The organism is Amycolatopsis solani, from assembly GCF_033441515.1.
In the GTDB taxonomy this organism is placed as follows: Bacteria; Actinomycetota; Actinomycetes; order Mycobacteriales; family Pseudonocardiaceae; genus Amycolatopsis; species Amycolatopsis solani.
Map to the genome: position 1 here is coordinate 3,031,097 of NZ_JAWQJT010000001.1, position 26,343 is coordinate 3,057,439.

At 71.8% G+C, this 26,343-nt stretch carries 32 protein-coding genes; 15 read left to right on the forward strand and 17 right to left on the reverse strand.

Translation table 11 applies throughout. From position 1 onward, the window contains the following. Positions 1 to 143: 143 nt before the first annotated feature. From SD460_RS14940 to SD460_RS14960, 5 genes are all read left to right on the forward strand, one after another. Entirely contained in the window at positions 144 to 800 is a 657-nt protein-coding gene (locus SD460_RS14940; protein WP_290061206.1) for a TenA family protein, read from the forward strand. A gap of 587 nt (positions 801 to 1,387) precedes the next feature. Next, a complete protein-coding gene (locus SD460_RS14945) occupies positions 1,388 to 3,883 on the forward strand; it encodes a sensor histidine kinase (RefSeq protein ID WP_318306256.1) in 2,496 nt (831 codons plus the stop codon). After that, positions 3,883 to 4,296 (forward strand): roadblock/LC7 domain-containing protein, encoded by a 414-nt coding sequence (locus SD460_RS14950; protein WP_086859064.1) that lies wholly within the window; start codon positions 3,883 to 3,885, stop codon positions 4,294 to 4,296. The genes SD460_RS14945 and SD460_RS14950 overlap by 1 nt, the downstream gene beginning before the upstream one ends. Continuing rightward, on the forward strand, positions 4,293 to 4,664 hold the full coding sequence (locus SD460_RS14955) for a DUF742 domain-containing protein (RefSeq protein WP_072476759.1): 372 nt from the start codon (positions 4,293 to 4,295) through the stop codon (positions 4,662 to 4,664). The genes SD460_RS14950 and SD460_RS14955 overlap by 4 nt, the downstream gene beginning before the upstream one ends. Continuing rightward, a complete protein-coding gene (locus tag SD460_RS14960) occupies positions 4,645 to 5,247 on the forward strand; it encodes a GTP-binding protein (RefSeq protein ID WP_004561734.1) in 603 nt (200 codons plus the stop codon). Before SD460_RS14955 ends, SD460_RS14960 begins: the two co-directional genes overlap by 20 nt. A 21-nt stretch (positions 5,248 to 5,268) precedes the next feature. On the opposite strand, the gene SD460_RS14965 is transcribed toward SD460_RS14960, so the two are convergent. Further along, positions 5,269 to 5,706: a DoxX family protein gene (locus SD460_RS14965; protein WP_290061846.1), complete on the reverse strand. Its 438-nt coding sequence runs from the start codon at positions 5,704 to 5,706 to the stop codon at positions 5,269 to 5,271. A 114-nt stretch (positions 5,707 to 5,820) separates the two neighbouring features. Between SD460_RS14965 and SD460_RS14970 the strand changes: the two genes are divergently transcribed. Then, entirely contained in the window at positions 5,821 to 6,285 is a 465-nt protein-coding gene (locus SD460_RS14970; protein WP_318306257.1) for an NUDIX hydrolase, read from the forward strand. Here SD460_RS14970 and SD460_RS14975 read toward each other — a convergent pair. Next, positions 6,271 to 6,918 carry an HAD family hydrolase gene (locus SD460_RS14975; RefSeq protein WP_290061844.1) on the reverse strand — a complete coding sequence of 216 codons (648 nt, stop codon included), beginning with the start codon at positions 6,916 to 6,918 and terminating at the stop codon, positions 6,271 to 6,273. The two genes, SD460_RS14970 and SD460_RS14975, sit on opposite strands and share 15 nt — an antisense overlap. Positions 6,919 to 6,946: 28 nt before the next feature. After that, positions 6,947 to 7,465: an O-acetyl-ADP-ribose deacetylase gene (locus tag SD460_RS14980; protein WP_290061843.1), complete on the reverse strand. Its 519-nt coding sequence runs from the start codon at positions 7,463 to 7,465 to the stop codon at positions 6,947 to 6,949. On the opposite strand from SD460_RS14980, the gene SD460_RS14985 reads away from it, so the two are divergent. Further along, positions 7,464 to 7,904 carry a hypothetical protein gene (locus tag SD460_RS14985; RefSeq protein ID WP_318306258.1) on the forward strand — a complete coding sequence of 147 codons (441 nt, stop codon included), beginning with the start codon at positions 7,464 to 7,466 and terminating at the stop codon, positions 7,902 to 7,904. The genes SD460_RS14980 and SD460_RS14985 overlap by 2 nt on opposite strands. Here SD460_RS14985 and SD460_RS14990 read toward each other — a convergent pair. From SD460_RS14990 to SD460_RS15000, 3 genes are all read right to left on the reverse strand, one after another. Beyond that, positions 7,901 to 8,692 (reverse strand): alpha/beta fold hydrolase, encoded by a 792-nt coding sequence (locus SD460_RS14990; RefSeq protein WP_290061841.1) that lies wholly within the window; start codon positions 8,690 to 8,692, stop codon positions 7,901 to 7,903. The genes SD460_RS14985 and SD460_RS14990 overlap by 4 nt on opposite strands. Beyond that, positions 8,689 to 9,321 carry a DUF998 domain-containing protein gene (locus tag SD460_RS14995; protein ID WP_318306259.1) on the reverse strand — a complete coding sequence of 211 codons (633 nt, stop codon included), beginning with the start codon at positions 9,319 to 9,321 and terminating at the stop codon, positions 8,689 to 8,691. Before SD460_RS14995 ends, SD460_RS14990 begins: the two co-directional genes overlap by 4 nt. Before the next feature lie 116 nt (positions 9,322 to 9,437). Next, positions 9,438 to 10,559, reverse strand: a complete 1,122-nt coding sequence (locus SD460_RS15000; protein WP_290061839.1) for a metallophosphoesterase — start codon at positions 10,557 to 10,559, stop codon at positions 9,438 to 9,440. 69 nt (positions 10,560 to 10,628) lie between these two features. Between SD460_RS15000 and SD460_RS15005 the strand changes: the two genes are divergently transcribed. Together SD460_RS15005 and SD460_RS15010 are read left to right on the forward strand one after the other, a co-directional pair. Continuing rightward, positions 10,629 to 10,901 carry a DUF6412 domain-containing protein gene (locus SD460_RS15005; protein WP_290061838.1) on the forward strand — a complete coding sequence of 91 codons (273 nt, stop codon included), beginning with the start codon at positions 10,629 to 10,631 and terminating at the stop codon, positions 10,899 to 10,901. Between the two features lie 58 nt (positions 10,902 to 10,959). Then, complete coding sequence (locus SD460_RS15010; protein ID WP_290061836.1) at positions 10,960 to 11,604, forward strand: YidC/Oxa1 family membrane protein insertase; 645 nt, start codon at positions 10,960 to 10,962, stop codon at positions 11,602 to 11,604. Here the strand turns inward: SD460_RS15010 and SD460_RS15015 are convergent. Next, positions 11,587 to 12,000, reverse strand: a complete 414-nt coding sequence (locus tag SD460_RS15015; RefSeq protein ID WP_318306260.1) for a DnaJ family domain-containing protein — start codon at positions 11,998 to 12,000, stop codon at positions 11,587 to 11,589. The two genes, SD460_RS15010 and SD460_RS15015, sit on opposite strands and share 18 nt — an antisense overlap. A gap of 56 nt (positions 12,001 to 12,056) precedes the next feature. On the opposite strand from SD460_RS15015, the gene SD460_RS15020 reads away from it, so the two are divergent. After that, a complete protein-coding gene (locus SD460_RS15020) occupies positions 12,057 to 12,827 on the forward strand; it encodes a TetR/AcrR family transcriptional regulator (protein ID WP_290061833.1) in 771 nt (256 codons plus the stop codon). On the opposite strand, the gene SD460_RS15025 is transcribed toward SD460_RS15020, so the two are convergent. The 3 genes from SD460_RS15025 to SD460_RS15035 all read right to left on the reverse strand — a co-directional run bounded on the left by SD460_RS15025 (position 12,824) and on the right by SD460_RS15035 (position 15,350). Continuing rightward, on the reverse strand, positions 12,824 to 13,075 hold the full coding sequence (locus SD460_RS15025; RefSeq protein WP_290061831.1) for a hypothetical protein: 252 nt from the start codon (positions 13,073 to 13,075) through the stop codon (positions 12,824 to 12,826). The genes SD460_RS15020 and SD460_RS15025 overlap by 4 nt on opposite strands. 5 nt (positions 13,076 to 13,080) lie before the next feature. After that, positions 13,081 to 14,241: a lytic transglycosylase domain-containing protein gene (locus SD460_RS15030; protein WP_318306261.1), complete on the reverse strand. Its 1,161-nt coding sequence runs from the start codon at positions 14,239 to 14,241 to the stop codon at positions 13,081 to 13,083. A 194-nt stretch (positions 14,242 to 14,435) separates the two neighbouring features. Beyond that, positions 14,436 to 15,350, reverse strand: a complete 915-nt coding sequence (locus tag SD460_RS15035; protein WP_318306262.1) for a LysR family transcriptional regulator — start codon at positions 15,348 to 15,350, stop codon at positions 14,436 to 14,438. 103 nt (positions 15,351 to 15,453) lie between these two features. Here SD460_RS15035 and SD460_RS15040 point away from each other — a divergent pair, with 103 nt between their 5' ends. The 3 genes from SD460_RS15040 (at position 15,454) to SD460_RS15050 (ending at position 17,260) form a co-directional block, all read left to right on the forward strand. Beyond that, a complete protein-coding gene (locus SD460_RS15040) occupies positions 15,454 to 16,149 on the forward strand; it encodes an SDR family oxidoreductase (protein ID WP_290053547.1) in 696 nt (231 codons plus the stop codon). A gap of 101 nt (positions 16,150 to 16,250) precedes the next feature. Further along, positions 16,251 to 16,874, forward strand: coding sequence for a hypothetical protein (locus tag SD460_RS15045; protein ID WP_318306263.1), 624 nt, complete (start codon positions 16,251 to 16,253; stop codon positions 16,872 to 16,874). 227 nt (positions 16,875 to 17,101) lie between these two features. Further along, a complete protein-coding gene (locus SD460_RS15050; RefSeq protein ID WP_290053551.1) occupies positions 17,102 to 17,260 on the forward strand; it encodes a hypothetical protein in 159 nt (52 codons plus the stop codon). 1 nt (position 17,261) lies between these two features. Here SD460_RS15050 and SD460_RS15055 read toward each other — a convergent pair whose 3' ends face one another. From SD460_RS15055 to SD460_RS15070, 4 genes are all read right to left on the reverse strand, one after another. After that, a complete protein-coding gene (locus SD460_RS15055; protein WP_290053553.1) occupies positions 17,262 to 18,080 on the reverse strand; it encodes an SGNH/GDSL hydrolase family protein in 819 nt (272 codons plus the stop codon). A 73-nt stretch (positions 18,081 to 18,153) separates the two neighbouring features. Then, positions 18,154 to 19,635, reverse strand: coding sequence for an alpha/beta hydrolase (locus tag SD460_RS15060; protein WP_290053554.1), 1,482 nt, complete (start codon positions 19,633 to 19,635; stop codon positions 18,154 to 18,156). A 95-nt stretch (positions 19,636 to 19,730) separates the two neighbouring features. Continuing rightward, positions 19,731 to 21,095, reverse strand: a complete 1,365-nt coding sequence (locus tag SD460_RS15065; RefSeq protein WP_318306264.1) for a DHA2 family efflux MFS transporter permease subunit — start codon at positions 21,093 to 21,095, stop codon at positions 19,731 to 19,733. A 34-nt stretch (positions 21,096 to 21,129) separates the two neighbouring features. Further along, positions 21,130 to 22,125 (reverse strand): LacI family DNA-binding transcriptional regulator, encoded by a 996-nt coding sequence (locus tag SD460_RS15070; protein ID WP_290053681.1) that lies wholly within the window; start codon positions 22,123 to 22,125, stop codon positions 21,130 to 21,132. Between the two features lie 60 nt (positions 22,126 to 22,185). Here SD460_RS15070 and SD460_RS15075 point away from each other — a divergent pair, with 60 nt between their 5' ends. Further along, positions 22,186 to 23,676: an FGGY-family carbohydrate kinase gene (locus SD460_RS15075; protein WP_290053560.1), complete on the forward strand. Its 1,491-nt coding sequence runs from the start codon at positions 22,186 to 22,188 to the stop codon at positions 23,674 to 23,676. Between the two features lie 43 nt (positions 23,677 to 23,719). On the opposite strand, the gene SD460_RS15080 is transcribed toward SD460_RS15075, so the two are convergent. Both SD460_RS15080 and SD460_RS15085 read right to left on the reverse strand, forming a co-directional pair. Continuing rightward, positions 23,720 to 24,058, reverse strand: a complete 339-nt coding sequence (locus SD460_RS15080; protein WP_290053563.1) for a hypothetical protein — start codon at positions 24,056 to 24,058, stop codon at positions 23,720 to 23,722. A 257-nt stretch (positions 24,059 to 24,315) separates the two neighbouring features. Further along, positions 24,316 to 24,780 carry a GNAT family N-acetyltransferase gene (locus SD460_RS15085; RefSeq protein ID WP_290053565.1) on the reverse strand — a complete coding sequence of 155 codons (465 nt, stop codon included), beginning with the start codon at positions 24,778 to 24,780 and terminating at the stop codon, positions 24,316 to 24,318. 70 nt (positions 24,781 to 24,850) lie between these two features. Between SD460_RS15085 and SD460_RS15090 the strand changes: the two genes are divergently transcribed. Beyond that, positions 24,851 to 25,432, forward strand: coding sequence for a TetR/AcrR family transcriptional regulator (locus SD460_RS15090; protein WP_290053568.1), 582 nt, complete (start codon positions 24,851 to 24,853; stop codon positions 25,430 to 25,432). Here the strand turns inward: SD460_RS15090 and SD460_RS15095 are convergent. Next, entirely contained in the window at positions 25,429 to 26,208 is a 780-nt protein-coding gene (locus SD460_RS15095) for a hypothetical protein (protein ID WP_290053570.1), read from the reverse strand. The two genes, SD460_RS15090 and SD460_RS15095, sit on opposite strands and share 4 nt — an antisense overlap. Between the last annotated feature and the right edge of the window lie 135 nt (positions 26,209 to 26,343).

The following is a 26,343-nucleotide window of genomic DNA, read 5'->3' on the forward strand; positions in this document are numbered from 1 at the left end:
GTGGATAGAGAATCGCGGCCACGACAACCGGCACCGTCGAAACGGACATCCCGGTCAGGCCCCCACGACCGTCCACTGTGTACACGGGCGCCCGCGCGCGAACCGCGCTTCAATGGGAGGACCACGGACTCCAGGGGGAAGCGATGACGCGGTCCGCTCGTGCACTGCTCGAAAAGATCCAGGCCGAACTCGCGCCGCGCGACGGCGACAACCGGCTCGTGCCGTCGATCGCCGCCGGCCGGGCGCCGCGCGCGGTGTTCGCCGCGCTCGCCGCCGAAGAAAAGCTGATCACGCTGTCGGACTGGCGGAGCTTCCACGCGCTCGCCGCTCGCGCCGACGAGCCGAAGGCGCGCGCTTTCTTCGGCGGTCTCGCGCCGGGGGAGCAGCAGGCGAACGCGATGCTGGACGCGTTGCTGGCGGCGACTGGTCCGGACCACGGGAAGGAACTCCCGCGCGCGGGCTGCCAGGCGTACCCGGCGTACGTGGCGTGGCTCGCCCTCAACGGCGAGTCGGGGGCCGCCGTGGCCGGGATCTTCGCGAACTTCGCCGCCTTCGGCCGGTACTGCCGGGACGTCGCCGCCGCGATGCGCGAGCACTACCGCTTCACCGACACCGAGTGCGCGTTCTTCGACTTTTTCGCTGCGGACGTTCCCGAAATCGAAGAACAAGCGCTCGCGGCGATCCAGGCCGGCCTCGACGCGCGGCGGCTGGACCCGGCCGAGGCCCGCCGTTACGCGCGGCTGTTCCAGAGTTACGAACTGCTCTTCTGGAACACCCTCGCGGACGAGTTCCCGGGCTGACGGCCCGCGGAACCGGTACCGGCGCCACCACGCGTGCCCGCGCGGGCACGCGTGCGGAAAGGCGGGAATTCCGGTGCGCTCTCCGGCGAATCCGCGGCGTGCTTCGCGAATATCGCGTATTTCCGCTTTCCGGAAGCGGTCTCGCCCGTACGAAGCCGTGGCGGGTGACCGGGTTCACCGACCCGTGACGTTTCTCACCGAACCATCCGGCGGCTTCGTACGTAGCGGCCCCGGGCCGGCTCGGCGCGCGGACCGCAACCGGTACCAGCGTGCACCCCTGTGAGGAAACGGAAGTCGACCTGGGACGAACGTCACGACTTTCGGTGGTGGACTTTCCAAGCGCAGGCAGCAAGTGTGGACGGGTCACCGTTCCAAGATCACGTTCTCGCCACGGACTTGACGCGCCCTGAGCGGCTGCATACCGTCGTCGCGGGCGAAGCAGACCACGGTGATGTTGATCCGGCTGGTCGGAATCCGGGTGTTGACCACCTCGGGCGACCCGAAACCATGTACTGCCGGAAGGAAAACGGACCCAGGTGAAGCAGATTTCTCTTCGACGAAACCGGGGATCCTCGATTCGGAAGCGCGTGCTCACGATCGCGCTCATCCCCAGTGTGGCGTTGTTGCTGGTGGGCGTGGCCCTCGCGGGCTACCTCATCTACGACGCGGTCACCGCACGCGACTACACCACGCGCATCCGGAATTCGGAAGCCCCGGCGATCCCGTTCTTCGCCGCGCTCCAGCAGGAGCGCCAGGCGACGCTGAGCCTCCTCGCCGGCCAGGGCAACCAGCGGGCCGTGCTCGCGGCCGTCCGGCCGAAGGTCGACCAGACCGCCGCCAAGGAGATCGAGAACCTCCGGGACAACTTCGCGGACTACAACGACACCCCGCCGAGCGTCCAGAAGAACATCGCCACGTTCTTCGGCGTCTTCCAGCAGCTGCCGCAGACGCGCCAGGCGGTCGACAGCGGCCAGATCCAGATCAGCCAGGCCTTCGCCTTCTACAACAAGATGCTCGACCAGTTCACCGACGGTGTGGCCGGGCTGGCGCAGAAGGCCCGTGGCGCGCAGAACGCGTTCGACCGGCTGACCGCGATCCCGCTGTTCACCGCGGCGGACGCGATGCAGCGCAGTGACGCGCTCGCCGCCGCCGGGCTCGCCGCGGGCGGGCTCACGAACGACGACTTCCGCGCCTACGTCGGCCAGGTCGGTGCCTACCACGCCCAGCTCGACGCGTCGGCGCCGAAGATGATCCCCGAGGTCAAGGCCAAGTACGACCAGCTGCTGGCCAGCCAGCCGTGGCAGGTCGTGACCCAGGTGGAAACCGCTTTCCTGCGCGGTGACCTAACGAAGCTGCCGGTGGCGCAGGACCAGTGGCGCACCGCCGCCCGCCAGGTCGGCGACGCGCTGATGGGCATCTTCGTCGCGCAGAGCTCGAACGCGAGCCAGGCCGCGATCGACGACGCCGACTCGACGTTCACCGAGTCGCTGATCGCCGGTGTGATCGCCGTCCTGTTCGCGGTCTTCGTGGTCTTCGTCGCCGTCCGGCTGTCCAACCGGCTCATCGGCCGGCTGCACCGGCTGCGCGAGGACACCCTCGACGCGGCCGAGGTCCGGCTGCCCGAACTGGTCGCGCGCGTCCAGGCCGGCGAGCCGGTCGACCTCGAAGAGGGCGGGCACTTCCTCGACCACGGCACCGACGAGATCGGCCAGGTCGCCGACGCGTTCAACAAGGCGCAGCAGACCGCCATCGCGGCCGCCATCGACGAGGCGAAGACCAGGGAGGGCACCAAGACGGTGTTCCTCAACATCGCCCACCGCAGCCAGGTCATCGTGCACCGCCAGCTCAAGGTGCTCGACCAGGCCGAGCGCAAGCAGGAGGACCCGGAGCAGCTGGACACCCTGTTCCAGCTCGACCACCTCTCCACCCGCGCCCGCCGCAACGCCGAGAACCTGATCATCCTCGGCGGCGGGCAGCCGGGACGGCAGTGGCGCAACCCGGTCGGGCTGGCCGAGCTGGTCCGCGGCGCGTCCGCCGAGACCGAGGACTTCGCCAGGGTCAAGACGGCGGTGCTGCCGCAGATCGCCATCCGCGGCCCGGTCGTCGGCGACCTCGTGCACCTGCTCGCCGAGCTGATCGACAACGCGACGTCGTTCTCGCCGCCGCAGTCGCGGGTCGAGATCCGCGGCAACGTGGTCGGCAAGGGCGTCGTGATCGAGGTCGAAGACCAGGGCCTCGGGCTCGAGCCGGACCAGACCGAAGAGATCAACGGGATGCTGGCCGACCCGCCGGACTTCGGGATCATGGCGCTGTCGGACGAGCCGCGCCTCGGCCTGTTCGTGGTCGCGCGGCTGGCCGCGCGGCACGGCATCCAGGTGCACCTGCGGGAGTCCGCCTACGGCGGCACCCGGGCCATCGTCCTGGTGCGCACCGACCTGCTGGCCCCGCTCACCGAGCTCGAGCCGGAGCAGCCGATCACGCCGCCGAAGCCGGAGCTCGTCCCGAACCCGGTCGAGCCGGAGCCGGGCAACGACGAGGTCGCGCCGCTCAAGCGGCCGCAGCGCCGTCCGGCCCGGCACCGCACCGAGCCGCCCGCGGCCCCGGTGACGCCCCCGGCCCAGCCCGCCGTCGTGCCGCCGCCGGCTCCGGTCCAGCCGCCGTCCGCGCCGACGCCGGTCCCGGTCGGGTCCGTCTCGGAGCCGGTGAGCCAGCCGACCCAGGCGCAGCCGGTGGCCCCGGTCCGCCCGCCGTCCCCGCCGAACCGGACCGCGCGCCCGGCCCGCCCGGCCGCGCAGCAGCCGGCGTGGCCGCCGCAGGAACCGCGGCCCGCGGTGCCCGAAGGACGGCCGCAGCAGCCGCGCCGCCCGGAGGCGCCCGGCCGGCCGCCGCTGCCCCAACGGCGACGCCAGCAGAGCCTCGTGCCCCAGTTGCGGGAAGATAAGCCCGTGCAGGAACGCGAAGAGGTGCGGTTGGACTCCCCGGAGGCCGCCCGCAGCAGGCTGTCCGCGTTCCAGCAGGGCACCCGCCGGGCCCGCGACGCAGAGTTTCCCGAGAACGACGACACGTACGGAGAGCGCGAGTAATGGTCAACTCAGGCGCCCACGAGCTCGACTGGCTGCTGGACGACCTCGTCAAACGGGTCGCCGGGGCGGACCGGGCGGTGGTCTTGTCCTCGGACGGCCTGCTGATCGGCCGATCGGGAAACCTCTCCGAGGAGGACGCCGAACACCTGTCCGCCGTGGCTTCGGCGTTCCAGAGCCTCGCGCGCGGGACCGGACGGCACTTCGGCGGCGGCAACGTCCGGCAGACGATGGTCGAGATGGACCACGCGTTCCTGTTCGTGACGGCGGCCGGGCGGGGTGCCTGCCTGGCCCTGCTCGCCCGTGAGGACGCGGACATGGGCCTCGTCGCGTACGAGATGAACTTGATGGTGAAACGGGTCGGTCAGGTGCTCACCTCCGCCCCGCGGGCCGGCGTCCAGCCCACGTCGCCATGAGCGGACGGCACGAAGCCTGGTTCGACGACGAGGCCGGCCCCCTGGTCCGGTCCTACGCGGTCACGGGCGGCCGCACGCGGTCGGACACGCTCGGGCTCGACCTCATCACGCTCGTCGTCGCCCTGCGCACCGCGCACGAAGCGGGCATGCTCGAACCGGAGTACGCGCGCATCATCGCCTTGTGCCAGCGGCCGGTCTCGGTGGCCGAGGTGGCCGCCCGGGTCGATCTCCCGCTGCCCGTGGTGAAGGTGATGCTGAGCGACCTCATCGAGCAGAACCTGGTGCTGTTCCGTACCGCGGCACCGGTCCAGGAAACCCCCAACCGACACGTATTGCAGGCGGTCCTTGATGGCATCCGGAAACTCTGACCCCCGGCGGAACCTGACCGCGACCGCGGTCAAGGTACTCATCGCCGGCGGGTTCGGGGTCGGCAAGACCACGATGGTCGGCTCGGTGAGCGAAGTGCCGCCGCTGCGGACCGAAGAGGTCATCACGACCGCCTCCGAGGGGGTCGACGACCTGTCGGGCGTCGAGCAGAAGACCACGACGACGGTCGCGCTCGACTTCGGCCGCATCACGATCAACCCCGACCTGATCCTGTACCTGTTCGGCACGCCGGGGCAGGACCGGTTCTGGTTCATGTGGGACGAGCTGGCCGAGGGCGCGCTCGGCGCCGTCGTGCTGGCCGACACCCGGCGCCTCGACAGCTGCTTCGCGGCGGTGGACTTCTTCGAGCGCCGCAACCTGCCGTTCGTCGTCGGCGTGAACTGCTTCGACGGCGCGTACCGCTACGGCACCGAGGAGGTCCGGCAGGCGCTCGACGTCGGCATGGACGTCCCGCTGCTGCTGTGCGACGCGCGTGAGCGCGAATCGACGAAGCAGGTGCTGACCAGCCTGATGGAACACGTGATGGCGCGGTCCGATCTCGCAGCCGCCCAGGGTGGCTACTGACCGGACCGCGCTCGGGTTGCTTCAGCGGCGGCGCTTGATGAGCGTGTCGAGCGCGAAGCGGCCCGGGCCGATCGCGGCGAACAGCAGGAAGATCCACGCGTAGACCGCGGCGGGCTCGCCCATGTTCTGCAGGGGCAGCAGGCCCATCGGGGCGTGCACGGTGAAGTAGGCGTAGGCCATCACGCCGGAGAGCAGGATCGCGGCGGGCCTGCTGGCGAGCCCGACGAGGAGCAGCAGGGCGCCGGCGAGTTCGAAGACGCTGCCCCACCAGCCGGGGAACGAGCCGAACGGGACGCCGCCGCCCTGGCCGTCGATTCCGCCGAAGAAGCCGAATCCCTGCAGGCCGTGGAAGCCGAACAGGAACGAGATCACGATCCGGCTCGCGCCGATGACGACTCCGGTGACCTGGTTCTTCGCGGTGGCGGTGGTCTGGGCTTCGCGGGCGATGGTGGTGGTCATTGCGGGGTTCCTTCCCTGGGTTCTTCCTTGCCTTCTGCCTAGGCGTCGAGCGGGTCACCGCCGGATCGACAACCCCGCCGGATTTTTTTCGGCGGGTTTCGGCAGACTGGGGCGATGGCGGGTAAACGCAGTGCCGGGCTCCTGCTCCACCGCGGGCAGGGCGAGGCCCTCGAAGTGCTGCTCGGGCACATGGGCGGGCCGTTCTGGGCGAAGAAGGACGCGGCGGCGTGGTCGCTGCCCAAGGGCGAGCTGGACCCGGACGAGTCCCCGGAGGCCGCGGCGCGCCGGGAGTTCACGGAGGAGCTGGGCCTGCCGGCGCCCACCGGCGAGTACGTCCCGCTGGGCGAGGTCAAGCAGTCGGGCGGCAAGGTCGTGACGGCGTGGGCGGTGGCCGCCGACCTCGACCCGGCGGCCGTCGTGCCGGGGACGTTCACCATGGAGTGGCCGCCGCGGTCGGGCCGTCAGCAGGAGTTCCCCGAGGTGGACCGCGTCGCGTGGTTTTCGCTGGAGGTGGCCAGGGAGAAGCTGGTGAAGGGCCAGCTGCCGTTCCTGGACCGCCTGCTGTCAGTCTTCGAGTAACGCCTCGAGCGGCTTCGCGGTGAAGGACGGCAGCACGACGTCGGCCTGCCGGAAGTCGAGGCTCTCGGTGATGGCGTTCGGCACGGCGACGCAGGTCAGCCCGGCGGCCTTGGCGGCGGTGACGCCGTGCGGGGTGTCCTCGAAGGCGATGGTCTCGTGCGCGTCGGTTTCGAGGGCGTTGAGCGCCGCGAGGTAGAGGTCCGGGTCGGGCTTGGCCTGGTGCAGGTCACCGGTGAGGACGGCGTCGAAGTACCGCGCGATGCCGAGCCGCTCGAGGTGCGGGTTCACCCAGCCCCCGGACGAGCTCGACGCGACGGCGAGCTTGAGGCCGTGTTCACGCGCGGTTTCGAGGTAGGTCTCGACGCCTTCGCGGGGACCGAGGGTCTCGAGGAGTTCGTAGACCCGGGCTTTGGTTTTCGGGCGCAGTGCATCGGGATCGATGCCGGGGACGTGTTCGGCGAGCAGGGCGAACATCGCGGGCGTGGTGTGCTGGGTGCCGATGACGGCGTACCAGGCTTCGAGGGGCAGCTCGGTCCCGTGCTCGCGGAAGACCTCCTGCCAGGCACGGAGAACGGCGGACTCGGTGTCGGCGAGCGTGCCGTCGAAGTCGAAGACCAGGGCGCGGGTGGGCACGCCTGCACCCTGCCCGGTCGGTGATCGTTCAGGCAAGTGGGGTGTGACGAGCCTCGAAGGCTTGGAGCGCGTGTTCGCCGCGGAGGGCGAAGACGACCTCTTCGATGCCGCCGTGATCGGCTCGGCTGACGGCGGCGAGCGCGATCTCGGCGGCCGGCTCGAGCGGCCACCGGTAGACGCCGGTGGAGATGGCGGGGAAGGCGACGGTCTTGGCGCCGAGGTCGTCGGCCGCTTTCAGCGAGTTGCGGTAGCAGTCGGCGAGCAGCCCGGACCGGTCTTCGGTGGCCGACCAGACCGGGCCGACGGTGTGCACGACCCACTTCGCGGGCAGGTTCCCCGCGGTGGTGGCGACGGCTTGCCCGGTCTTGAGGCCCTTGCCGTAGTGCCCGGCGCGGAGCTTCCGGCATTCGGCGAGGATCGCGGGGCCGCCCTTGCGGTGGATGGCCCCGTCGACCCCGCCCCCGCCGAGCAGCGAGGAGTTGGCGGCGTTGACGACGACGTCCACCTCGAGGGTGGTGATGTCGGCGTCGAGGATCCGGATGCGCATGGGCGTGATCTTGCCGGACACAACGGGGTTCGTGCTGCTGAATTCCATCGCCGAGCTGGCCACCGAGGAGTACCTGGTCGAGCCGGCGGACCACCTCGCCGAAGCGCGGCAGAACACGTGGTCACTGGGCGCGTCCCCGGAGGAGCGGGCCGGGCTGACCGTCGAGCAGGTCGTCGCCGCGTTCGAAGCCGTGGGGCGGTCCCTCGAGGGGCTCGCCAGTGGGCCGGTGACCTTCTACGTCTGGCACGACCGGCAGGCCGGCGCCCTCAAATCTTCGCTTTCGTCGCTCGGCCCCAGCGAGCTGCTCTTCGGCGCCGAGTACGCGCCGGCCCACCAGCTGGGGCCGATCGTCGAGGAGTTCCTCAGCGACGCGAGTCCCGGGGCGGTCGCCGAGCCGCTCGCGCCGCTGCCCGTGTGGGTTCGGGCGATCGCTCCCTAGCCCAGGAAGAACTTCGTCAGCACCGGGGCCAGTGCCGCCGCCTTCACGATGTGCGTCTGGCCCGGCAACGTCGCGTACTCCGCCGAAGGCAGGACCTTCGCCAGCGACGACACGCCGTTGCGCATCCACTCCGGGCTGCGGCCGCCGTCGATGACCAGCGTGGGGACTGTCACCTCCGGCCAGGACGGCGTCAGGGGCTCGCCCGACTGGCGGTCGCCCACCAAAGCCGTGTCGTACGGGAGTGTGTAGGCCACCTTCTTGAGCTTCGACCAGAACGGCATGATCCGCATCAACGCCACCGTCGCGTTGCCCAGGCCGACGCCCTCGGTCATGAACATCTTGACGGCTTTGCCCCGCTTGCCTTCGGCGAGCGCCGCGTCGAGGCGGGACGGGTAGTCGGCTGGGACGCGGGGGCGGGTGCCGTCCACCACGTACGGGGGTTCGTACAGCGCCAGCTTCGGGGCCGCGAGGCCGCGGGCCGCTTCGAGGGCCAGTGCCGCGCCCGAGGAAATGCCGAACAGGAACGCCTCGCCGCCTGCTTCCTTCAGCAGTGCCGCGATGTCCTCGACCTCGCGGTCGATCGCGTACGGGGCCGTGTCGGTGCTTTCGCCGCGGCCGCGGCGGTCGTACGTGTACACCGTGAAGTGCGCGGACAGCTCCTTCGCCAGCGCGTCGTTCGGGGACGAGCCGCGGTAGCACATCGCGCCGTCGACCAGGACCAGGGCGGGGCCGGTGCCCGTGCGGGTGTACGCGATCTTCGTGCCGTCGGCGGAAATCGTCGTGGTCATCGGGACTCTCCTCGCGGCATCAGGTGGGCGGACGTCGTGGCGAGCCAGGTCCAGGCGATCACCACGGCCGCCCAGAAACCGAGGGTGACGGCCGGGCTCGCCGAGCCGGACGCTACGCCGCCGAAGCCTACGAGGAACAGCAGGCCGGTGATGCGCGAGTACCACGCCCGGGCGGGCGGCAGGTGCGAGGCGATCGCGAAGCAGGCCGCGACCAGTGCGGCGAACCCGAGGCCGCCGCAGGCGAAGTGCAGCATGCCGTGCCAGCTCACCGACGCCGGCGGGCCGGCCGGGGTGCCCAGCGGAAACCCGTCCTGCGGGTCGGCGCTGAAGATCCCGGCGCAGATGAGGCTGACGCCGTACACCGCCAGCAGCCTCGGCCCCCATCTGCCGGGCAGGACGCGCCGGAGGCCGGCCGCGGCCGCGAGCGTCAGCAGGCCGGTGACGACGAAGTTCGCGATCTGGACGAAGCCGAGCGAGCCGTTCGCCAGCACGCTCGCCGGGTGGCGCGTGAAGTCGAAGCCGGCGCGGGTGAGGCCCTGGAGCACGCCGGCGCCGACGAACACGGGTCCGGCGAGGATGCCGCAGGTCAGCAGGGTGCGGGTGCGGGTGGGAAGCGCGGTGGTGGTCATGGCGGACAGCGTGGCATCCGATGATTACAACTGTCAAGACAAAAAAAGTTGTCGGTGCGCCCCAAGGTGGCCTTGGTTGCGTCAGACGCACCGAAGGCCGCCTTGGGGCGCTTGGGTCAGGCTGAGCGCAGGGTGAGGAGCGTGATCTCGCTGGGCGCGAAGACGCGGAACGGCGGGCCCCAGAAGCCGGTGCCGCGGCTGTTGTACAGCTGGGTCGGACCGTGGCGGGTCAGGCCGGACAGCGTCGGCTGGTCGAGGCGCACCAGCAGGTGGAACGGCCAGATCTGCCCGCCGTGCGTGTGGCCAGAGATCTGCAGGTCGACGTCGGCCTCACGGGCCTCGCGCACCTGCTTCGGCTGGTGCGCGAGCAATACCACCGGGACGCCGTCGGGCCGGTCGGCCAGCGCCGCGGCCAGGTCGGGGCCGTGGCCGGGGAGGCCCGACGAAGTGCCGGTCGGGTCGTCGATGCCGGCGAACAGGATCCGGTCGCCGCCGCGTTCGAGCAGGGTCGAGCGGTTGTGCAGCGTGTCCCAGCCGAGCCCTTCCATGTGGTCGAGCCACGCCTGGGCTTCGCCGAAGTACTCGTGGTTGCCGGTGATGTAGAAGCGGCCGAGCCCGGCCTGGACGCCGCCGAGCGGGTCGACCTGCTTGCGTCGCTTCGCCACCGCGCCGTCGGCGAGGTCGCCGGCGTGGCAGACGACGTCCGCCTCCAGCGCGTTCACCGCCGCGACGACCCGCTCCGACCACTTCGTCCGGTCGATCGGCCCGAAGTGGGTGTCGGTCAGCACGGCGACGCGCAGGCCGTCGAGGCCCGGCCCGAGGCGCGGGATGACGACGTCCGTCCGCTTCACCGGCGGCACGCGCATGGCGACGCGGTTGCCGTGCACGAGCAGGACGGCGGACACCAGCACGGCCGCGCCCGCGACGATTCGCGACCGCAAGGGATCCTCGACGCCGAGCAGCGCGACGCGCAGGACAAGGCTCAGGATCGACCAGGTGAACAGCACCCAGATCACGGCGAGCAGCGAGTCGCCGAGGCGCGCGGACGCGTCGCTCTGGCGCTTGGAGTGGCCGCGGAACATCGCGATCGGCATCGTGACCAGGCCTGCCGCCAGCACGGCGGTGCCGGCGATGGTGCCCGCCAGGCCCCACTCCGGCGCCAGGACGAGCGTCCACCACGGGACGCCGTACAGCAGGAGCATGGCCAGGATCGGCACGACGACGAGTTGCCCTCTCATCGAACCAGGTTACAGCCCATCGGGCTGTTAGCGTTTTCGCTACTCTGGTGGGGAAGGGAGGGGGACGCCGTGCACACTTTGCTCCAGCTCGCGTTCCCCGTGGTGAGCAGCCCGACCGCGCTGGTCGCCTTCGCCTCCCTCGCCGCCGCGAGCCTCCTGGTCGTGCTGCTGGTCGGCAGCACGCACCGCAGCGAGCTCGCGCTGTGGTCGGCGCCGGTGCGCAGCCGCGTCACCGCGTTGCGCCGTCGCGCCCGCCGCGCCGAGTCGATCCGGCTCCGCGACCCCGGACGACCCGGCCGCAGCAGGCCACGAGCACCCGGTTCCCGCAGCCCGGCTGCGTGACTCGACCCGCAGCCATTCCGCCTTTCCCCGTTCCTTCCACTCGTGCGGAGTGCTGCCCATGTTCGGCTTTCTCGACGTGCCCGTTTCGGGCGCGTACCACCTGATCCACGCGCTCACCGGCCCGCTCTCGACGGCGCTGGCCATCGTCGTTTTCACCCTCGGCGTGCGGCTCCTGCTGCACCCGCTCGCCCGATCGGCCGCCCGCGGCGAACGCGCCCGGGCCACGCTGCTGCCGGAGCTCCGATCCCTGCAGGAGAAGCACGGCGGCGACCGCGACCGGCTGGCCGCGGAGGTGACGAAGCTGCAGCAGGAGTCCGGGACGTCGCTGTTCGTCGGCTGCCTGCCGATGCTGCTGCAGCTGCCGTTCTTCACGGTCATGTACCGGCTGTTCACGACCCCGTCGATCGGCGGCGAGCCCAACTCGCTGCTGGGCGCGACGCTGTTCGGGACGCCGCTGGGCGCGCACGGCCTGTCCGGCAGCCCGCTGGTGTTCGTGATCGCGGCGGGGCTGGCGGTCGTGGCGTGGTTCTCGGTCCGCCTGCAAGCCCGCCAGGCGGAGGTGCCGGGCGGCAAGCTCGTCCGCCTGCTGCCGTACGGCACGGTGCTGGCGACGCTGGTCCTCCCGCAGGCCGCGGGGATCTACCTGCTCACGACGACGGCGTGGACGGCGGCCGAGCGGGCGCTGCTACGACGCGGCTCGTGAGCGGCGCCAGTCCTGGACCGCTTCCTCGACGTCCACCAGCGCCACCGTCAGCGGCGGGCCGGTGTGGTGGTTGAGGTAGGCCTGCCGGATCCGGTCGTTGAGGTCGGTCACGACCTCGCGCACCCGCGCTTCGGTGCACTCGGTGGCGAGCGTCTCCGGCAGGTCCTGGACCTCGCGTTTGAGCGCGAGCGCCGGGGGCAGCAGGGCCTTCGTGTCGTGGCCGCCCTTGCGCACTTCGCGGAGCACCCAGTCGGTCGCCGCGTCGTTGCCGGTCGGTTTCGGCAAGGGCCGGCCGGTGCCGGGCAGGTCGTCGAAGTCGCCGCGGTCGCGGGCCTCGGCGATCTGCCGGTCGACCCACCAGCGGAACGAGACCTTGGGTGGTTTGCGTGGGTTCATCGGCTCGCACCCCCTCGTCCCCAGGGTAATCTCCGAGGGAGGAGCGAGGGGACCGCATGACCGTCGAACGCAGTGGCGCCGATGACGTCGACCGCACACTCGCGCTGCTCTGGCGCGCCCGCGGCGGCACTTCCGAACCGACCAGGGGCCGCCGGCCGACGCTGAGCGTGGAGCGGATCGTCGCCGCCGCGATCCGGGTCGCGGACGCCGACGGGCTGGCCGCCGCGTCGATGCACCGGGTCGCCAAGGAACTCGGGGCCGGCACGATGACGCTGTACACCTACGTGCCCGGCAAGGCCGAGCTGGTGGACCTGATGGTCGACGACGTGCTCGTCGAGCGGCGGCTGCCGGGGCCGGGGGAGCCGCGCGAGGGCGACTGGCGCGCGCAGGTGGCGCTCTACGCCGAACGGACCAGGGCGGCTTACCGCACGCACCCGTGGCTGTGCGAGGTTTCGCGGGTCCGGCCGCCGCTGGGGCCGGGGCAGCTGGCCGGGCAGGAGTACCTGTTGTCCATTGTGGACGGACTCGGGCTGCCGCCGCGGCAGGCGGTCGCCGCGGCCAACGCGATCGGCACGTACGTCGACGCGAACGCCGCGCTCGGCGCGGAGAACACCCGCCTCGAACGCAGCACCGGCCAGTCGACCGAGGCCTGGTGGCACCAGCGGTCGTCGTTCTGGGAGGACTACTTCGTGGTCGACGCGCACCCGGCGATGAACCGGATCTGGCTCGGCGGCGGCTTCGACCAGAGCGCCGAAGCCCAGGGCGACAAGGCGTACGAGTTCGGCTTGAACCGCATGCTCGACGGCATCGAGGCCCTGGTCGGCTAACGCCGGCTGCGCCACCGCAACCGGCGCCGCTCCTGGCGGGGCACCTCGGCCGTCGCGTCGCCGCGCAGCAGGTCGCGGCAGACCGGGTCGAACCGGCCGGGTGCTTCGATCATCGGCGCCGCCAGCACCAGGTGCCCGCACACCGCCCGGAACCGCCCGTCGTGCCGTCCGGTCGCGAACTCGTCTTCGGTGACGGCGTGGGTGTAGCCGTCGGTGTCGCAGCGGATGTGCACCAGGAACGGCTCCACCCGGCTCACCCCGCCGGGGTGGTCGAGGTGGTTTCGGTCGGCGTGGCCGCCGAATCGGCCGGGGTCGTGCTCGACGTCGTCTCCGGCGGCGGGGTGGTGGTGCTGGTCGTCGACGGCGGCGGCGTGCTGGTGGACGGCGGCGTCGTCGTCGGGTCCGTGGTCGGGGTGGTCGGCTGGGTGGTGGGGCTGGTCGTCGGCGACGTCGGCGTGGTGCTGCCCGGCGGCGTCGACGTGCCCGGCAGCGAACCCGGCGGCTGGGCGGTCACCGGGGGCGCGGGCGGCGCCGGGACGCCGACCGGGGCACCGGCCGCGGCGGCGTCCGGGGCGTCGGGCGCGCCGATCGGCACCTGGCTGTCGGGGAGCTGGGCCACCCCGCTGCGGTAGGCCGAGGCCCACGCCAGCACGGTGTCCACATAGGACTGCGAGTTGTTGTAGCGGCGCACGGCGATGCGCTGCCCCGCGTCGGTCGAGAGGTCCAGACCGCCCGAGCACAGGTAGCGCGCGGTCGCGAGGGCCTCGTCGTAGATGTTGTTCGGGTTCGACACGCCGTCGCCGTTGCCGTCGGAGGCGTAGCCGCGCCACGTCGACGGGATGAACTGCGTCGGGCCGACCGCGCGGTCCCACACGGCGTCACCGTCGTACTTGCCGCCGTCGGTGTCCGGGATCGCGGCGAACGCGCCGGCGCCGTTGAGCACCGGGCCGAGGATCGGCTCGAGGGTGTCGCCCTTGGCGTCGACGTACCCGCCGCGGGCGTGGTTGGACTCGATCCGGCCGATGCTCGCGATCAGCGCCCAGTCCAGGTGGCAGTTCGGCTGTTCCTTCGCCAGGATCGCGGCGGCGTTCTGGTACGCCTTGAGCATGCTGGCCGGGATGCCGAGCGGCCCGGAGATGCCCGCCGAGCCGGCCCGCCCGCCCGGCACGACCAGCGGCGTGGGCAGCGGGGGCTGGGGCAGGCTGCCGTCGACGGCGATCGGCGGCATGACGATGTTCGGCTGCTGCAGCGGCGCGGCCTGGTCCGGGAGGGCGTTGCCGGTGTCGGCGACCACGACCGGCGTGGGCAGGCCGGCGGTCAGCGTCGGCAGCACGACGAGCGCGCCGCCCGCGAGCGCGGCCGCGGCGCGGCGGACCGCCCGCGAGCTCTTGCGACGTGGCCGGTGCTTCGGCATGGTCGTCCCCGCTTCCCTCGATCTTCGCTGATCGCCTCACCCGATCGGCCCCACCCACCGGTACTGGCCGGTAGGAGCAAGCTATCCGATGGAAGCGAACTTTGGCGAATGGCACAGCGAAATCCGGCCGTCGCGGAGAAGTTCGTCCTGATGGCACAAAACCTTCGTAGGGAATCTGTCACATTCACCAGGACTTAACGGGTCGCTGAGGACAGTTTGCCGAGCAGGGCGCCGGGGACGGTGATCCCGCGCTGGACCACGTCCGAAGAAAACCGCCGGACGAGCGAATCCGACGGAGTCGCGGCGAGCACCACGACTTCGCGGTGCAGGGCCGGCTCGAGGTGCCGGAGCGCACCGGCGAAGGTCCGGCTGAGCGCGGTCGTCGGGACCAGTGCGATGCCGAGCCCCGCGGCGGCGAGCTGAGCCGCCGTCGATGCCTGTTTCGTCCGCATCACCGCCTCCAGCACGGCACCGTGCCGGGCCGCCTGCTCGTCGAGCCAGCCGCCCAGGCCGTTGTCGGGGTGGTAGTGCACCACCGGCACCCCGGCGAGGTCGGTCATCGCCACCGCCGTCCGGGTGGCCAGCGGGTGGTCCGCGGCCAGCGCCACGACGACCTCCTCGCGCCCGACCACCTCGGCCGGCCCGCTCCAGCGGCTCGGCCGCGGTCCTGCGGCGACGTCCGCTTCCCCGGATTCCAGCGCCCTGACCAGCGCGTCCGCGCTCGTGGTTTCGGTCAGCGTGATCAGCACTTCCGGGCGGTGGCGGTGCCAGGCCCGCAGCACGGGGGCGAGCAAGCCGGCGGTCATGCTCTCCGCGCACGCGACGCGCAGGCTGCCCGCGCCGCCACCGGCCACCGCGCGCCCGGTCCGGATGACGCGCTCGGCGGCGGCGAGCGCGGCCCGCGCGTCGGCCAGGATCGCGCGTCCCGCGGCGGTCGGGCGCACCCCGCGCGGCAGCCGTTCGAGCACCGGCGCGCCCAGTTCCCGTTCCAGCGCGCCGATCTGGTGGGACAGCGCGGGTTGCGAGAGGTGCAGCCGCGCGGCCGCCTCGGTGATCGATCCCGCGTCCAGGACGGCGACCAGGCACTCGAGCGCGCGCAGCGTAGGCATTCGCCGATTTTATCGCAACCATCGAAAACCTTCGGATCAGGACGGGATTGTCAGCGGGCTCGCCGGCGCTGAACGACGTGTGCGAGACGAAAGGAGCACGGAAATGTCGTTCGAGGGAAAGCGCCTGGTCGTCGTGGGCGGCGGTTCGGGAATCGGCCGCCGGATCGCGGCGGACGCGCGCGACGCGGGTGCCGAAGTCATCGTGGCCGGCCGGAACCCGGCGCGGGTCACCGATTCCGGGGTGCGGGCCGCATTCGCCGATCTGTCCGAGGAATCGTCGGTGAAAGCGCTTGCCGAGGCGGTCGGCGAAGTCGACTACCTGGTCACGCTCGCGTCGGCGCCGGCGAACGGCCCGGTCACGACGCTGGACCGGGACGCCGTGACGCGGGCGTTCGACGCGAAGGTGATCGGGCCGCTGCTGCTGGCCAAGCACTTCGCCCCGCGGTTCCGCGAAGGCGGTGCCATGGTGCTGTTCTCCGGGGTCGCCGCCTGGCGCCCGGCGCCGGAGCGGACGGTCATGGCCACGACGAACGGCGCGGTCGCTTTTCTGGCGCAGGCGCTCGCGGTCGAGCTGGCGCCGATCCGGGTCAACGCGATCTCACCGGGCATCGTGGACTCGGGCGCCTGGGACCGCCTCGGGGAAGCGAAGGACGAGTTGTTCGTGCGGACGGCGGAAGCGAACCCGGCACGCCGGGTGGGTCGGCCCGAAGACGTTTCGGCGGCCACGCTCCAGCTGCTGTCGAACCCGTTCACCACGGGCTCGGTGTACCACGTGGACGGTGGCGGCCGACTCGCCTGAAACCCAGGGTGAGCAAGCCTTTACACCGAGGTGGACCATTCCTATGATCGGGCCGACCGGGCGCGCCGCCGCGGTCCGGTCGGCCCGAGGTGGAGGGTTTGATGACACGTAGGGCGCCGCGCGGGGAGCACGTCACCGTCGCCGAGCTGCTGGTCCGGACCACCGCGCCGCACGACCGCACCGGCGGGACGAGGGCACGGCACCGGGAGAAACCGCAGGTCCTGCGTTCACTCGCCCGGCTGCGCGTCGTCTCGGTGGTCGCCGGGGCACTGGCACTGACCGGCGGGGTCGGCGCGGCGGTGTCGATGCCGGTGCAGCGGGGCGCGGGCGCGACCTGGCCCCCGGCCGGCCTGGAACCCCCGCCGGTGGCACTGATCCCGCTGCCGGCCGACGTCGTGGTGCCGGCTGCGCGTCCCGATGCGGAATCCGTGGTGCCGCCGGGTGCTCAGGCCGTGAATCCTCCTGCGGCGGGTGCGCCCGAGCCGGATTCCCGGATTTCGGCGGGGCATCGCGGAACGCTCGCCCGGGCGGTCAAGATCGTCGGCAAGGCGAAACCGAAGCTGAAGAAACCCGAGCACGCGGCGCCGGTGCGCCACGAAATCCGGGAAGTGCCGATCTGGTCGCGCGACCGGGCGCCGGCCCCGGACCGGCAGGCGGTCGCCCGCCACCACGGCGGCGGGCACCACGACTGCGGTGGCGGCGGACGGCACCGGCGCGGAAACTAGGCGTCCAGCGGGATTTGGTGATGCATGAAGCGCGCCGAGCGCGTGCCTGCGCTCGGCGGTGATCATGCAGTCAGGCTGGTCCGCCGGACACAACTGGCCAGTAAGGTGACGAACCCGAATCAAATTCATAGAATCGGGGAACTCGGTCGGCAGCATTCACGCGGAGGTTCCTGATGGCGCGCACAGCGCACCGTGGCAGTGGCAGACCCGTCACGGTGGGAGAGCTGATGCTCCGATCGGACGTCCACGGCAGGCGCCGTCCCGAGGACCTCGAGGTGCTCGAACTGGCGTACCGGATGCGCCGCCGCACCGGCGCGGCCGCGGATCTCCCCGTGGTGAAGAGTGGCTGGTGGCAGGTGCTGCGCCGCGGTTTACGCCGGGGCTGAGCTACCGGAACGCGACCGCCACGGCCAGCGCCGTGGCGAGGACGCGGTGCCCGGCCGCGCTCGGGTGGACGTCGCAGCCGCCGTCCGGGAGCTTGACCAGCAACCCCGCGGCGCACGGGTCGCCGCCGGTGCGCAGGGAAGCCAGCCGGAACGCGGTGAAGCCGTCCGCGACGGCACCGCGGTAGTGCCGGGTCACCTGGGCCAGCGTCGCGTTGATCGCCTTGGTCTGGGCGACCTGCGCCGGATCGCGGTAGTCGAGCGAGTAGTACGACACGAGCACGAGTTCGCCGCGGTACTGCGCGCGCACCGCGCCGAGTATCGTCGCCAGGTTCGCGCCGACCTGCTTGAGCGCGGCTTCGAACGTGGCGCCCGTGCAGTGGTCCGGTGTGGTGTCGCGGCAGCGGAACATGTCGTTGGCGCCGATGGTCAGCGTGACGAGCCGCGTGTCCCGGTGGGTCTTCAAGTACCGCACGGCGTAGTCGATCTGGGCGCCGGGATAGGCGACGTGCAGCGGATACGCCAGCCGGTAGGCGTTTTCGCAGCCGTTGCTCGGCGCGCTGACGGCCAGCAAGCTCCCCGTCGTCTCACCCGGGCAGGACGCGTTGGCGAGCTTCAACCCGCGCGCCGCCGCGTACTTTTCTGCATAGCCGCGGAAGTTGTCCGCGTCGAGGTAGTCCGCACCGGCGTTCGGCCGGTACCCGAACGCGACCGAATCGCCCAGTGCCAGGTACCCGCCGTGGGCCCGGGCTTCCGCCGGTGCGATCAGCAGCGCGCTCGCCGCCAGGACCGCCGCCGTGACGGCGAAGAATCGACGAAGCATTTCCGGGCTCCTTCCGCGCACCGCTGCGTGGCCGGCACCGATTCTGCCGGGTCCGGCCACGCGGCGGAAGGCGTCAGAAGGCGATCGTCGACGGCGGCTTCGGCCCGGCGATCCGCGCTTCCGGCGTACCCGGCTCGACCGCGGCGCAGTGCGTGCCCTTGGCCGGCATCTTGCCGCTGATCAGGTAGTCGTCGGTGGCCTTGGTGACGCACTGGCTCTTCTTGAAGTACGCGCCGTGGCCCCAGCCGTCGTAGGTGAGCAGCGTGCTGCCGCTCTGGCGGGCCGCCGTCTGCGACCACGCGTACGGCGTCGCCGGGTCGTGCCTGCTGCTGAGCATCAGCAGCGGCGGCGCGCCGTGGACCTGCAGCGGGTGCTGCGGGTTGCTCGCCCGCTCCGGCCAGCCGATGCAACCGGTGACGGCGGACCAGCCCAGTGAGTTGACCTTGACGTCGGGTGCCAGCGCCGCGGCGCCCCGGCGGTAGGCCTCGAGTTCGGCGAAGTTGTGCACCGGCAGGCGCCAGTCGTCGCAGAACACGCTCTGGAACACGTTGTTGATCGGGATGTCTTCACGCAGCCGCGCCGACGCGGGCGGCTGGGTACCGTCCTTGAAGGACTTGAGCGTCGTCGCGAGACGGTCCCAGCTGGGACCGTAAAAACTGCCCTGGATGATCGACGCGAGGTCGAGCGGCGTGATCGGCTCACCGCTCTGCGGGTCCTTCAGCTCGCCGCGCGCGGCCTTGTCCTGCAGGTCACGCGTCACCTTCGAAACGTCCTGGCCGTGCAGCGCGCAGCTCGCCGTCCGGGCGCACCAGGCGGCGAATTCGCCGAATTCCGCTTGCACGGTCTGGGTTTCGCTGTTCAGGAAGTCCCACGCGGTGACCTGCGAGTGGTCCATGTTGCTGTCGAGCACGAGCGCGCGGACCTTGTCCGGGAACAGTTCCGCGTACTGCTGGCCCATCAGCGTGCCGTACGAAACGCCGTAGTACGTCAGCTTCCGGTCGCCGAGCGCGGCGCGGATCGCGTCCATGTCGCGCGCGACGCTCTTGGTGTCGGCGAAGCGCGCCAGCGGCCCGGTGAGCCGTCCGCAGCTTTCGCCGAGTTTCCGGTTGTACTGCGCGAGCTGCTCGAACTCCGCCTGGTTCGCCGGCACCTTCGGGTGGTCGGCGATCAGTTCGTCGAGCCCGCACTTGATCTGCGTGCTGTCGCCGACGCCGCGCGGGTCGAACCCGACGGTGTCGAACCTCTTGGTGATCTCGGCCGAAAGCCCCCAGCCGCCCTTCACCTCGCCCGCGCCCGCGCCGCCGGGACCGCCCGGGTCCATCAGGATCGAGCCGATCCTGGCCTGCGGATCCGTGGCTTTGCGCCGTGCGAGCGCGATGGTCGTGGTGCCCCGGTCCGGGTGTCCCCAGTCGACCGGCACGGTGACCGTGCCGCAGTCGACGTCCGGTGCGTCCGCGCACGGTTGCCAGTCCACGGATCCCGCCGCCGAAGCGGGTGCCGCGAACAGGCTCCCCAGTACCGCGGTCGTCGCCGCGGCGGTCAGCAGCCGCCTCATTACCCCCGACATTGCCAGCCCTTCCCCTCACCGACAGTGTTTGTTCGGCTCCAGGAAATCACCGATCCGGTGATCGCGCCAGCTTCCCAGGTGGATCAGGCCGTGGCGTCCATTGTGGACGTACGCTCGGCGTGCCGGAGCCACGCGGTGGCGAGCACCCCGAGCGCGCACAGCGTTCCCAGCACCCCGAACGCCCAGCCGAACCCGGTCGACGCGGTCACGGACAGGCCGCGGGACAGCACGATCACGCACAGCGCGCCGCCGACCGCGCCGCCTACGCGCATGACGATGTTGACCAGCGCGGTGGCGTGCCCGAGCTCGTCGGCGGCGACCGACGCGTACGCCGCCGTCGACGCGGGCATGATCGACAGGCCCAGTCCGGCGCCGCGCAGCAGGAGGACCCCCTGGACCAGCCACATCGGCGTGTCCGGGCCGAACCACGGCAGCGGCACCGTGCTCGCCAGCACGACCAGTGCCCCGGTGAGCGAGACGGTGCCACCGCCGTACCGGTCGGTCAGCCGGCCGGCCACGAGCACGAACACCGTGGTGGCGAGCCCCATCGGCGCGAGCAGCACGCCGGCTTCGGCGGGCCCGGCGCCGAGCCGGACCTGGAACCACAGCGGCAGCAGCAGGACCGCGCCGAACATGCCGGCCCCGGCGAGGAGCACGGACGCCAGCGCCGAACCCAGCACCGGCCGCGCGGCGAGCCGCAGCCGCAGCACCGGGTGCCGCACGCGCAGCGACCACCACGTGAACACCGCGAGCGCGCCGGCGCCGGCGGCCGCGAGCACGCCGTTCAGCTCGGTCAGCGCGTAGACCAGCAGCGGCAGGCCGAGTGACACCAAGGCCAGCCCGGGCCAGTCCATCGGCGGCGGCGCGTGCCGCTCGCCGCGCGGGACGTACCGCAGCGCGAGTCCGAACGCGACGAGCCCGATCGGCAGGTTCAGCCAGAACAGCACCGGCCACGAGAAGTGCGCGAGCAGGAACCCGCCGACGCTCGGCCCGACGACCGGCGCGAGGCCCACGACCAGGCCGAGCGTCCCCATGGTGCGGCCCAGCCGTTCCGGGCCGACGGCCAGCCCGATCACGGTCTGCCCGGCCGTCACCATGACCCCGGTGGCCATGCCCTGCACCGCCCGGAACGCGATCAGGGTGACCGCGTCCGGCGCGAGGGCGCAGGCCACCGACGTCAGGAGGAACGCGGCGAGCGCCCACAGCCACAGCCGCCCGGCGCCGAGCTTCCGCACGAGCCACGGCGTGAGCGGGAGCGCGGCGGCGAGCCCGAGCAGGAAAGCCGTGGCCACCCACTGGATTTCGATGAGGCTGACCCCCAGGCGCAGCCTCATCGATTCCAGCCCGACGGCGACGATCGAGCCGTCCATGTTGCCCAGGAACCCGCCGAGCGCCATCACGCCGGAGGCGATCCAGACGGTGCGCGGGATGGGAGGTGCGGTGGTCATGCCGACGACGGTAAAAGCTCAAGGAAGGTCGAAGTCAACCGTCGCGGCTCGAACTGTCCCGGACGATGAGCTGCGCCGCCATGGTCGTCGAGGTCGGCGGACGGGCGCCGTCGGCGATGCGGTCGAGGAGCAGGCGGGCCGCGAGCTGCCCCATCGCGTAGGCGGGCTGGGCGACGACCGTCAGCGCCGGCGTGATCAGCGTGGCCCACGGGACTTCGTCGAAGGAGACGATCCCGATGTCGCGGCCCGGCCGCAGGCCCATCTCCGCGAGCACCTGCAGCACGCCGACCGCCATCGGGCTGCCGGACACCAGGAGTGCGTCCGGCGGATCGGGTTCGGTCAGCAGCCGTTTCGCGGCTTCGCGGCCACCGGCTTCGCGGAATCCGCAGCGGTGCACCAGTTTCTCGGAATAAGTCAGGCGAGCCGCGTGGAGTCCGTCGCGGTAACCGTCGAGCCGCGCGTCCGCGGTGGTGATGCCGGGCGGGCCGGCGACGCACCCGATCCGCCGGTAGCCGCGCGCGATCAGGTGCCGCACGGCCGCGGCAGCCGACTCGCGGGAGTTGACGAGCACCGCGTCGCAGTCGGCCGAAGCGAGCCGCCGGTCGACCGTCACGACCGGCGTCCGGTGCGCGAGCAGCGGCCGGACGTCGCTGTCGGGCGTGGGCGAGAGGATCACGCCCGCGAGCCGTTCCTGCACCGCGGCTTCGACGTACCGGCGTTCCTTGGCGGTGTTTTCGTCGGCGTTGCACAGCAGGACCGAGAAACCGGCGGCCTGCGCGGTGTCCTCGACCCCGCGCGCGATCGCCGTGAAGAACGGGTTTTCGACGTCGGCGATGATCAGCGCCAGCACCGCGGTTTCGCGGCGGCGCAGGCTGCGCGCCAGGCCGTTCGGCGTGTAGCCGAGCTGTTCCACTGCTCTCGTCACGCGATCCGCGAGCACCGGATCCACAGTGGACTTGCCGTTGAGCGCTCTCGACACGGTCGCGGTCGAGACCCCGGCCAGCGCCGCCACATCGGAGATCGTCGCCACCGCGTCCTCATCCACTCTCGTCGTTTGACGGGGTTTTCGGCACACCATAGCGTGAGGTGGGTGACGGGACTGCTGCTCGGCGTGGACATCGGCACGGCGGGGTCGAAGGGCGTGCTGCTGGACCCCGGTGGCGCGGTGCTCGCCCGGTCCGTCCGCGAGCACGCCGTCTCGGCGCCGCGGCCGGGCTGGTTCGAGCACGACGCCGAAGCCGTCTGGTGGGCGGACTTCACCGCGATCGTCGCGGACCTGCTGCGCGCCGCGGGCGGGCGGCCGCTCGCCGGGCTCGGGGTGAGCGGCATCGGGCCGTGCCTGCTCCCGGCGTCCGCGGCGGGCGAGCCGTTGCGGCCGGCGATCCTCTACGGCGTCGACACCCGCGCGGGCGAGGAAATCGCGTCGCTGAACGAAGAGCTGGGCGCGGACGCGATCCTGGCGCGCGGTGGTTCGCCGTTGACCAGCCAGGCCGTCGGGCCGAAGGTGCGCTGGCTGGCGCGCCACGAGCCGGACGTCTACGCGCGCACGGAAAAACTGCTGATGGCGAGCTCGTTCCTGGTGCACCGGCTGACCGGCCGGTACGTACTGGACCACCACTCGGCCAGCCAGTGCACGCCGCTGTACGACCTCGCCGGCGGCAAGTGGGCGGTGGACTGGGCCGAGCGCGTCGCACCCGGGTTGCCGCTGCCGGAACTGCTGTGGCCGACGGAGACCGCGGGCGAAGTCACGCCCGCCGCGGCCGCGGCGACCGGGTTGCCCGCGGGGCTGCCGGTGACGGCCGGGACGGTCGACGCGTGGGCGGAGGCGGCCAGCGCCGGCGTCCGCGAGCCGGGTGACGTGATGGTGATGTACGGCAGCACGCTCTTCCTGATCCAGGTGCTCGCCGAACCGCGGCCGCACCACGGCTTGTGGGGCACGCGCGGCGTCGATCCGGGCAGTTTCACGCTCGCGGCGGGCATGGCGACGTCGGGCGCGGTCACCGGCTGGCTGCGGGATCTGGTCGGCGGCTCGTACGCGGAGTTGACGGCGGAGGCCGCTTCCGTGCCGGCGGGCAGCCGCGGGCTCCTGCTGCTGCCGTACTTCGCGGGGGAGCGGACCCCGCTGTTCGACCCGGCCGCGCGCGGCGTGCTGGCCGGGCTGACGACCGGGCACGGCCGCGCGGAGATCTACCGCGCGGCTCTCGAGGGCACGGCGTACGGCGTGCGGCACAACCTGGAGGCGATGACCGCCGCGGGCGGGGCGGCCGGGCGGCTGGTCGCGGTCGGCGGCGGGACCACGGGCGGGCTGTGGACGCGCATCGTCTCCGACGTCACCGGGCTGCCGCAGCGGATCCCGGCCGAAACCATCGGGGCGGCGCTGGGCGACGCGCTGCTGGCGGCGGAGGCCACCGGCGTCGAGGTCGACTTCGCGCGCGTCAACCCGATCGCCGAGACGGTGCTGCCGGACCCGGCGAACAGCGAGCGGTACGGCGAGTTCTACCGGCATTACCGCGCGCTCTACGAGGCCACCGCGGAAACCACGCACTTCCTGGCCGCGCAGCAGCACGCGGCCGCGCGTTAGCGCTGCTCCGTCCGGTCCTCTTCGGACTGCGCCGGTCGGGGTATCACCGGGCGGGCCCGCGCCGGGCGGCCGCGCCCCGCCACCCGCGTCCGGCGGCCAGCCCCCGGTAGTGCTCCAGCGCGGCCACGGACTCGGTGACCTGCTCGAAGCTGGGCAGCGCGCGCACGTTGGCCACCAGCGTCATGTCCTTGCGCGGGATTTCGATGAAGCACACTTCGATGCCGGAGCGCTCGGCCTGGGCGGCCACCTGGGCCCGCCATTCGGGGAGGTCGTGCTCGTCGCCCAGCCATTCGTGCAGGTAGACGCACCACTTGCCGCGCTGCAACTCACCCGCGATGGCCTCGAGATCGACCAGGTACGGATCCGTCACGTGTTCGGCCATGACCGATCCCCGCAACACCAAGGCACTGCTTCCCTCCTGCACTCCGGCGGTGACCCGTACCGACCGGAAAGCGCTTCCCCCGGCGGGGCACCCTCCCTGGTTCCACCGTGCAGCGCGCCGCCAACTTACCGGCGGAACCCGGACGCGGCAACCGGTTCGCCGTACCGGGCGGAGATCACGTGCACCGGCGGCGTGCGGATGCACGTGCTGGGGGTGACGTGCGGCTTCCGGCCTTCGTCCGAAGTGGACAGGGCCGGTCAGAGGTCGCGCGCGAAACACCGCGAGATCGGCTCGCCGACGTACGGTCCGTACGGCTCGATCGGTTCGTAGCCTTCGCGCTGGTAGAAGCGGATCGCGTCCGGCTGCCCGGCCCCGGTCTCCAGCAGCAGCCGGGCGATGCCGAACGCCCGCGCGTGGTCTTCGAGCGCGCGCAGCAGGGCGGTCGCGACGCCGGTGCCGCGGGCCGCCGGCTCGACGTACATGCGCTTGACCTCGCCGGACCCCGGCCCGAGCAGGCGCAGTCCACCGCACCCGAGCGCCGTTCCGGCGGCATCCCGGGCGATGAGGAACACGGCGACGGTCTCGGCGGTCGGGGCCGCGCCGGGCTCGTGGTCGTCGGTGCCGTAGCGGGCGTCCAGTTCGGTGCGCTGGGCCGCGCGCAGGCGGGCGGCGTCGGGGTCGTCCCAGGTCACGGCGTCGATGGCGAACGTGCAGTCGAGCATCAGGTCGTACCCCCGTTTCGTAACGCTTGTTACCGTAGCACCTGTTACGCTTCCGGGGAAGGAGGTCGACGTGCCGAAGCAGCGTGATGTCGAGGCCCAGCGCGAACTGCTGTCCGCGGCGACGTGGCAGGTGCTGGCCGAGAACGGCCTCCCGGGGCTGACGCTGCGCGCGGTCGCCGAGCGCGCCGGCTGCACGACGGGCCTGGTCATGCACGCGTTCCCGACCAAGAAGGCGCTGCTGCTGCACGCGCGAGACTTGCTCTACGAACGCACGGCCGTCCGCGCGGACGCGGCCGAGGCGGCTCGCTCCGACGCGTTCGGGGCCCTGGAAGCGGTTCTCGGCCAGGCGGTCGACCTCGCGCACGGCCACCACGACGAATCCCGCGTGTGGGTGGGCTTCCTGGCGGCGGCGCTGGCGGACGACGACCTGGCCGAGCGCCACCGCGCGGCCAACCACTCGTTCCTTTCCCGGGTCAGGAGGTTGGTGTCGGCATGTCGTCCTGAGTGGACGGACGAGGACGTCGAGCTGACGACGAAGAGCCTGGTGGCGTTGGTGGAGGGCATGAACGTCCTGGCGGCGGCGGACCCGCGCGGCTACCCGGCGCGGCTACAGCAAAAGGCGCTGGCCGCGGCGCTTTCCCCGCTGCGTTAACCCCCGGAGTTGTGCACGTCGCCGTGCACGCGCCCGATCTGGATGGCGGTGCCGCCGTGCATCTCCTTGATCACGTTCGAGGTCCCTTCGTTCCGCACCTCTTCGGTGGCGGCCAGCTTCTTTTCGTAGTCCTTTCCGACGCCGTTCTTCAATAGATCACCGCTGGGGTTCGGCACGTAGAGGTAGACGGTCCCGCGGTATTCCTTCACCTCGACGTCGGCCGGCACGACCCGCGATTTCGGCAGCGTGGCGTAACCGCTGGCGAGCACGTCGTCGAAGATCCGCTGGGAAAGCACGACGGACAGGAAGGTCTGATCGGGATCCGACAGGGTGAGCACTTCCCGCACCGGCGCGGAATCGAGCAGCCGGTGCGTGGTGATCACGGCGGCCCCGATGGCGACGGCGGAACTTTCGCCGTCGCTTTCCCGGATCGGCCCGACGTTCAGGCTGGCCCGCATCCGCATCCGCAGGTACCGGCTGGTCGCCCGCAACCGCGCATCCCGCTCGGCGAGCACGCTTTCGAGCGCGTCGAAGAGTCTCGAGACGACGGCGGGCAGGAAACGCGGGTCGAACCCGACGCCGTACCCATCACCGGTCCCGTGCGGGAACAGGGCGGTCTTCCAGACTTCCGCGAGCCCGGCACGTTCGAAGGCTTGCCCGAGCACATCGGGAATCATCTCGGCGAGCACGCCTTGGTCGGCATCGGAATTGCTCCCGAACCCCTTGGTGTCCACCACGAGCAAGGCCCGATACGGCGGCAACTCAGTGTCGGTCATGATCCCGTCCTCCCCGTCCGTCATCACCGAGTGTGGTTCGGCCGAGCGGGTGAGCTTTCGGCTTTCCCCACGGCCACCCGATCCACTGGTCCCGCAGAATACGCCGCGGAGGCGGTCCCGCGTGGGAGGATCCCG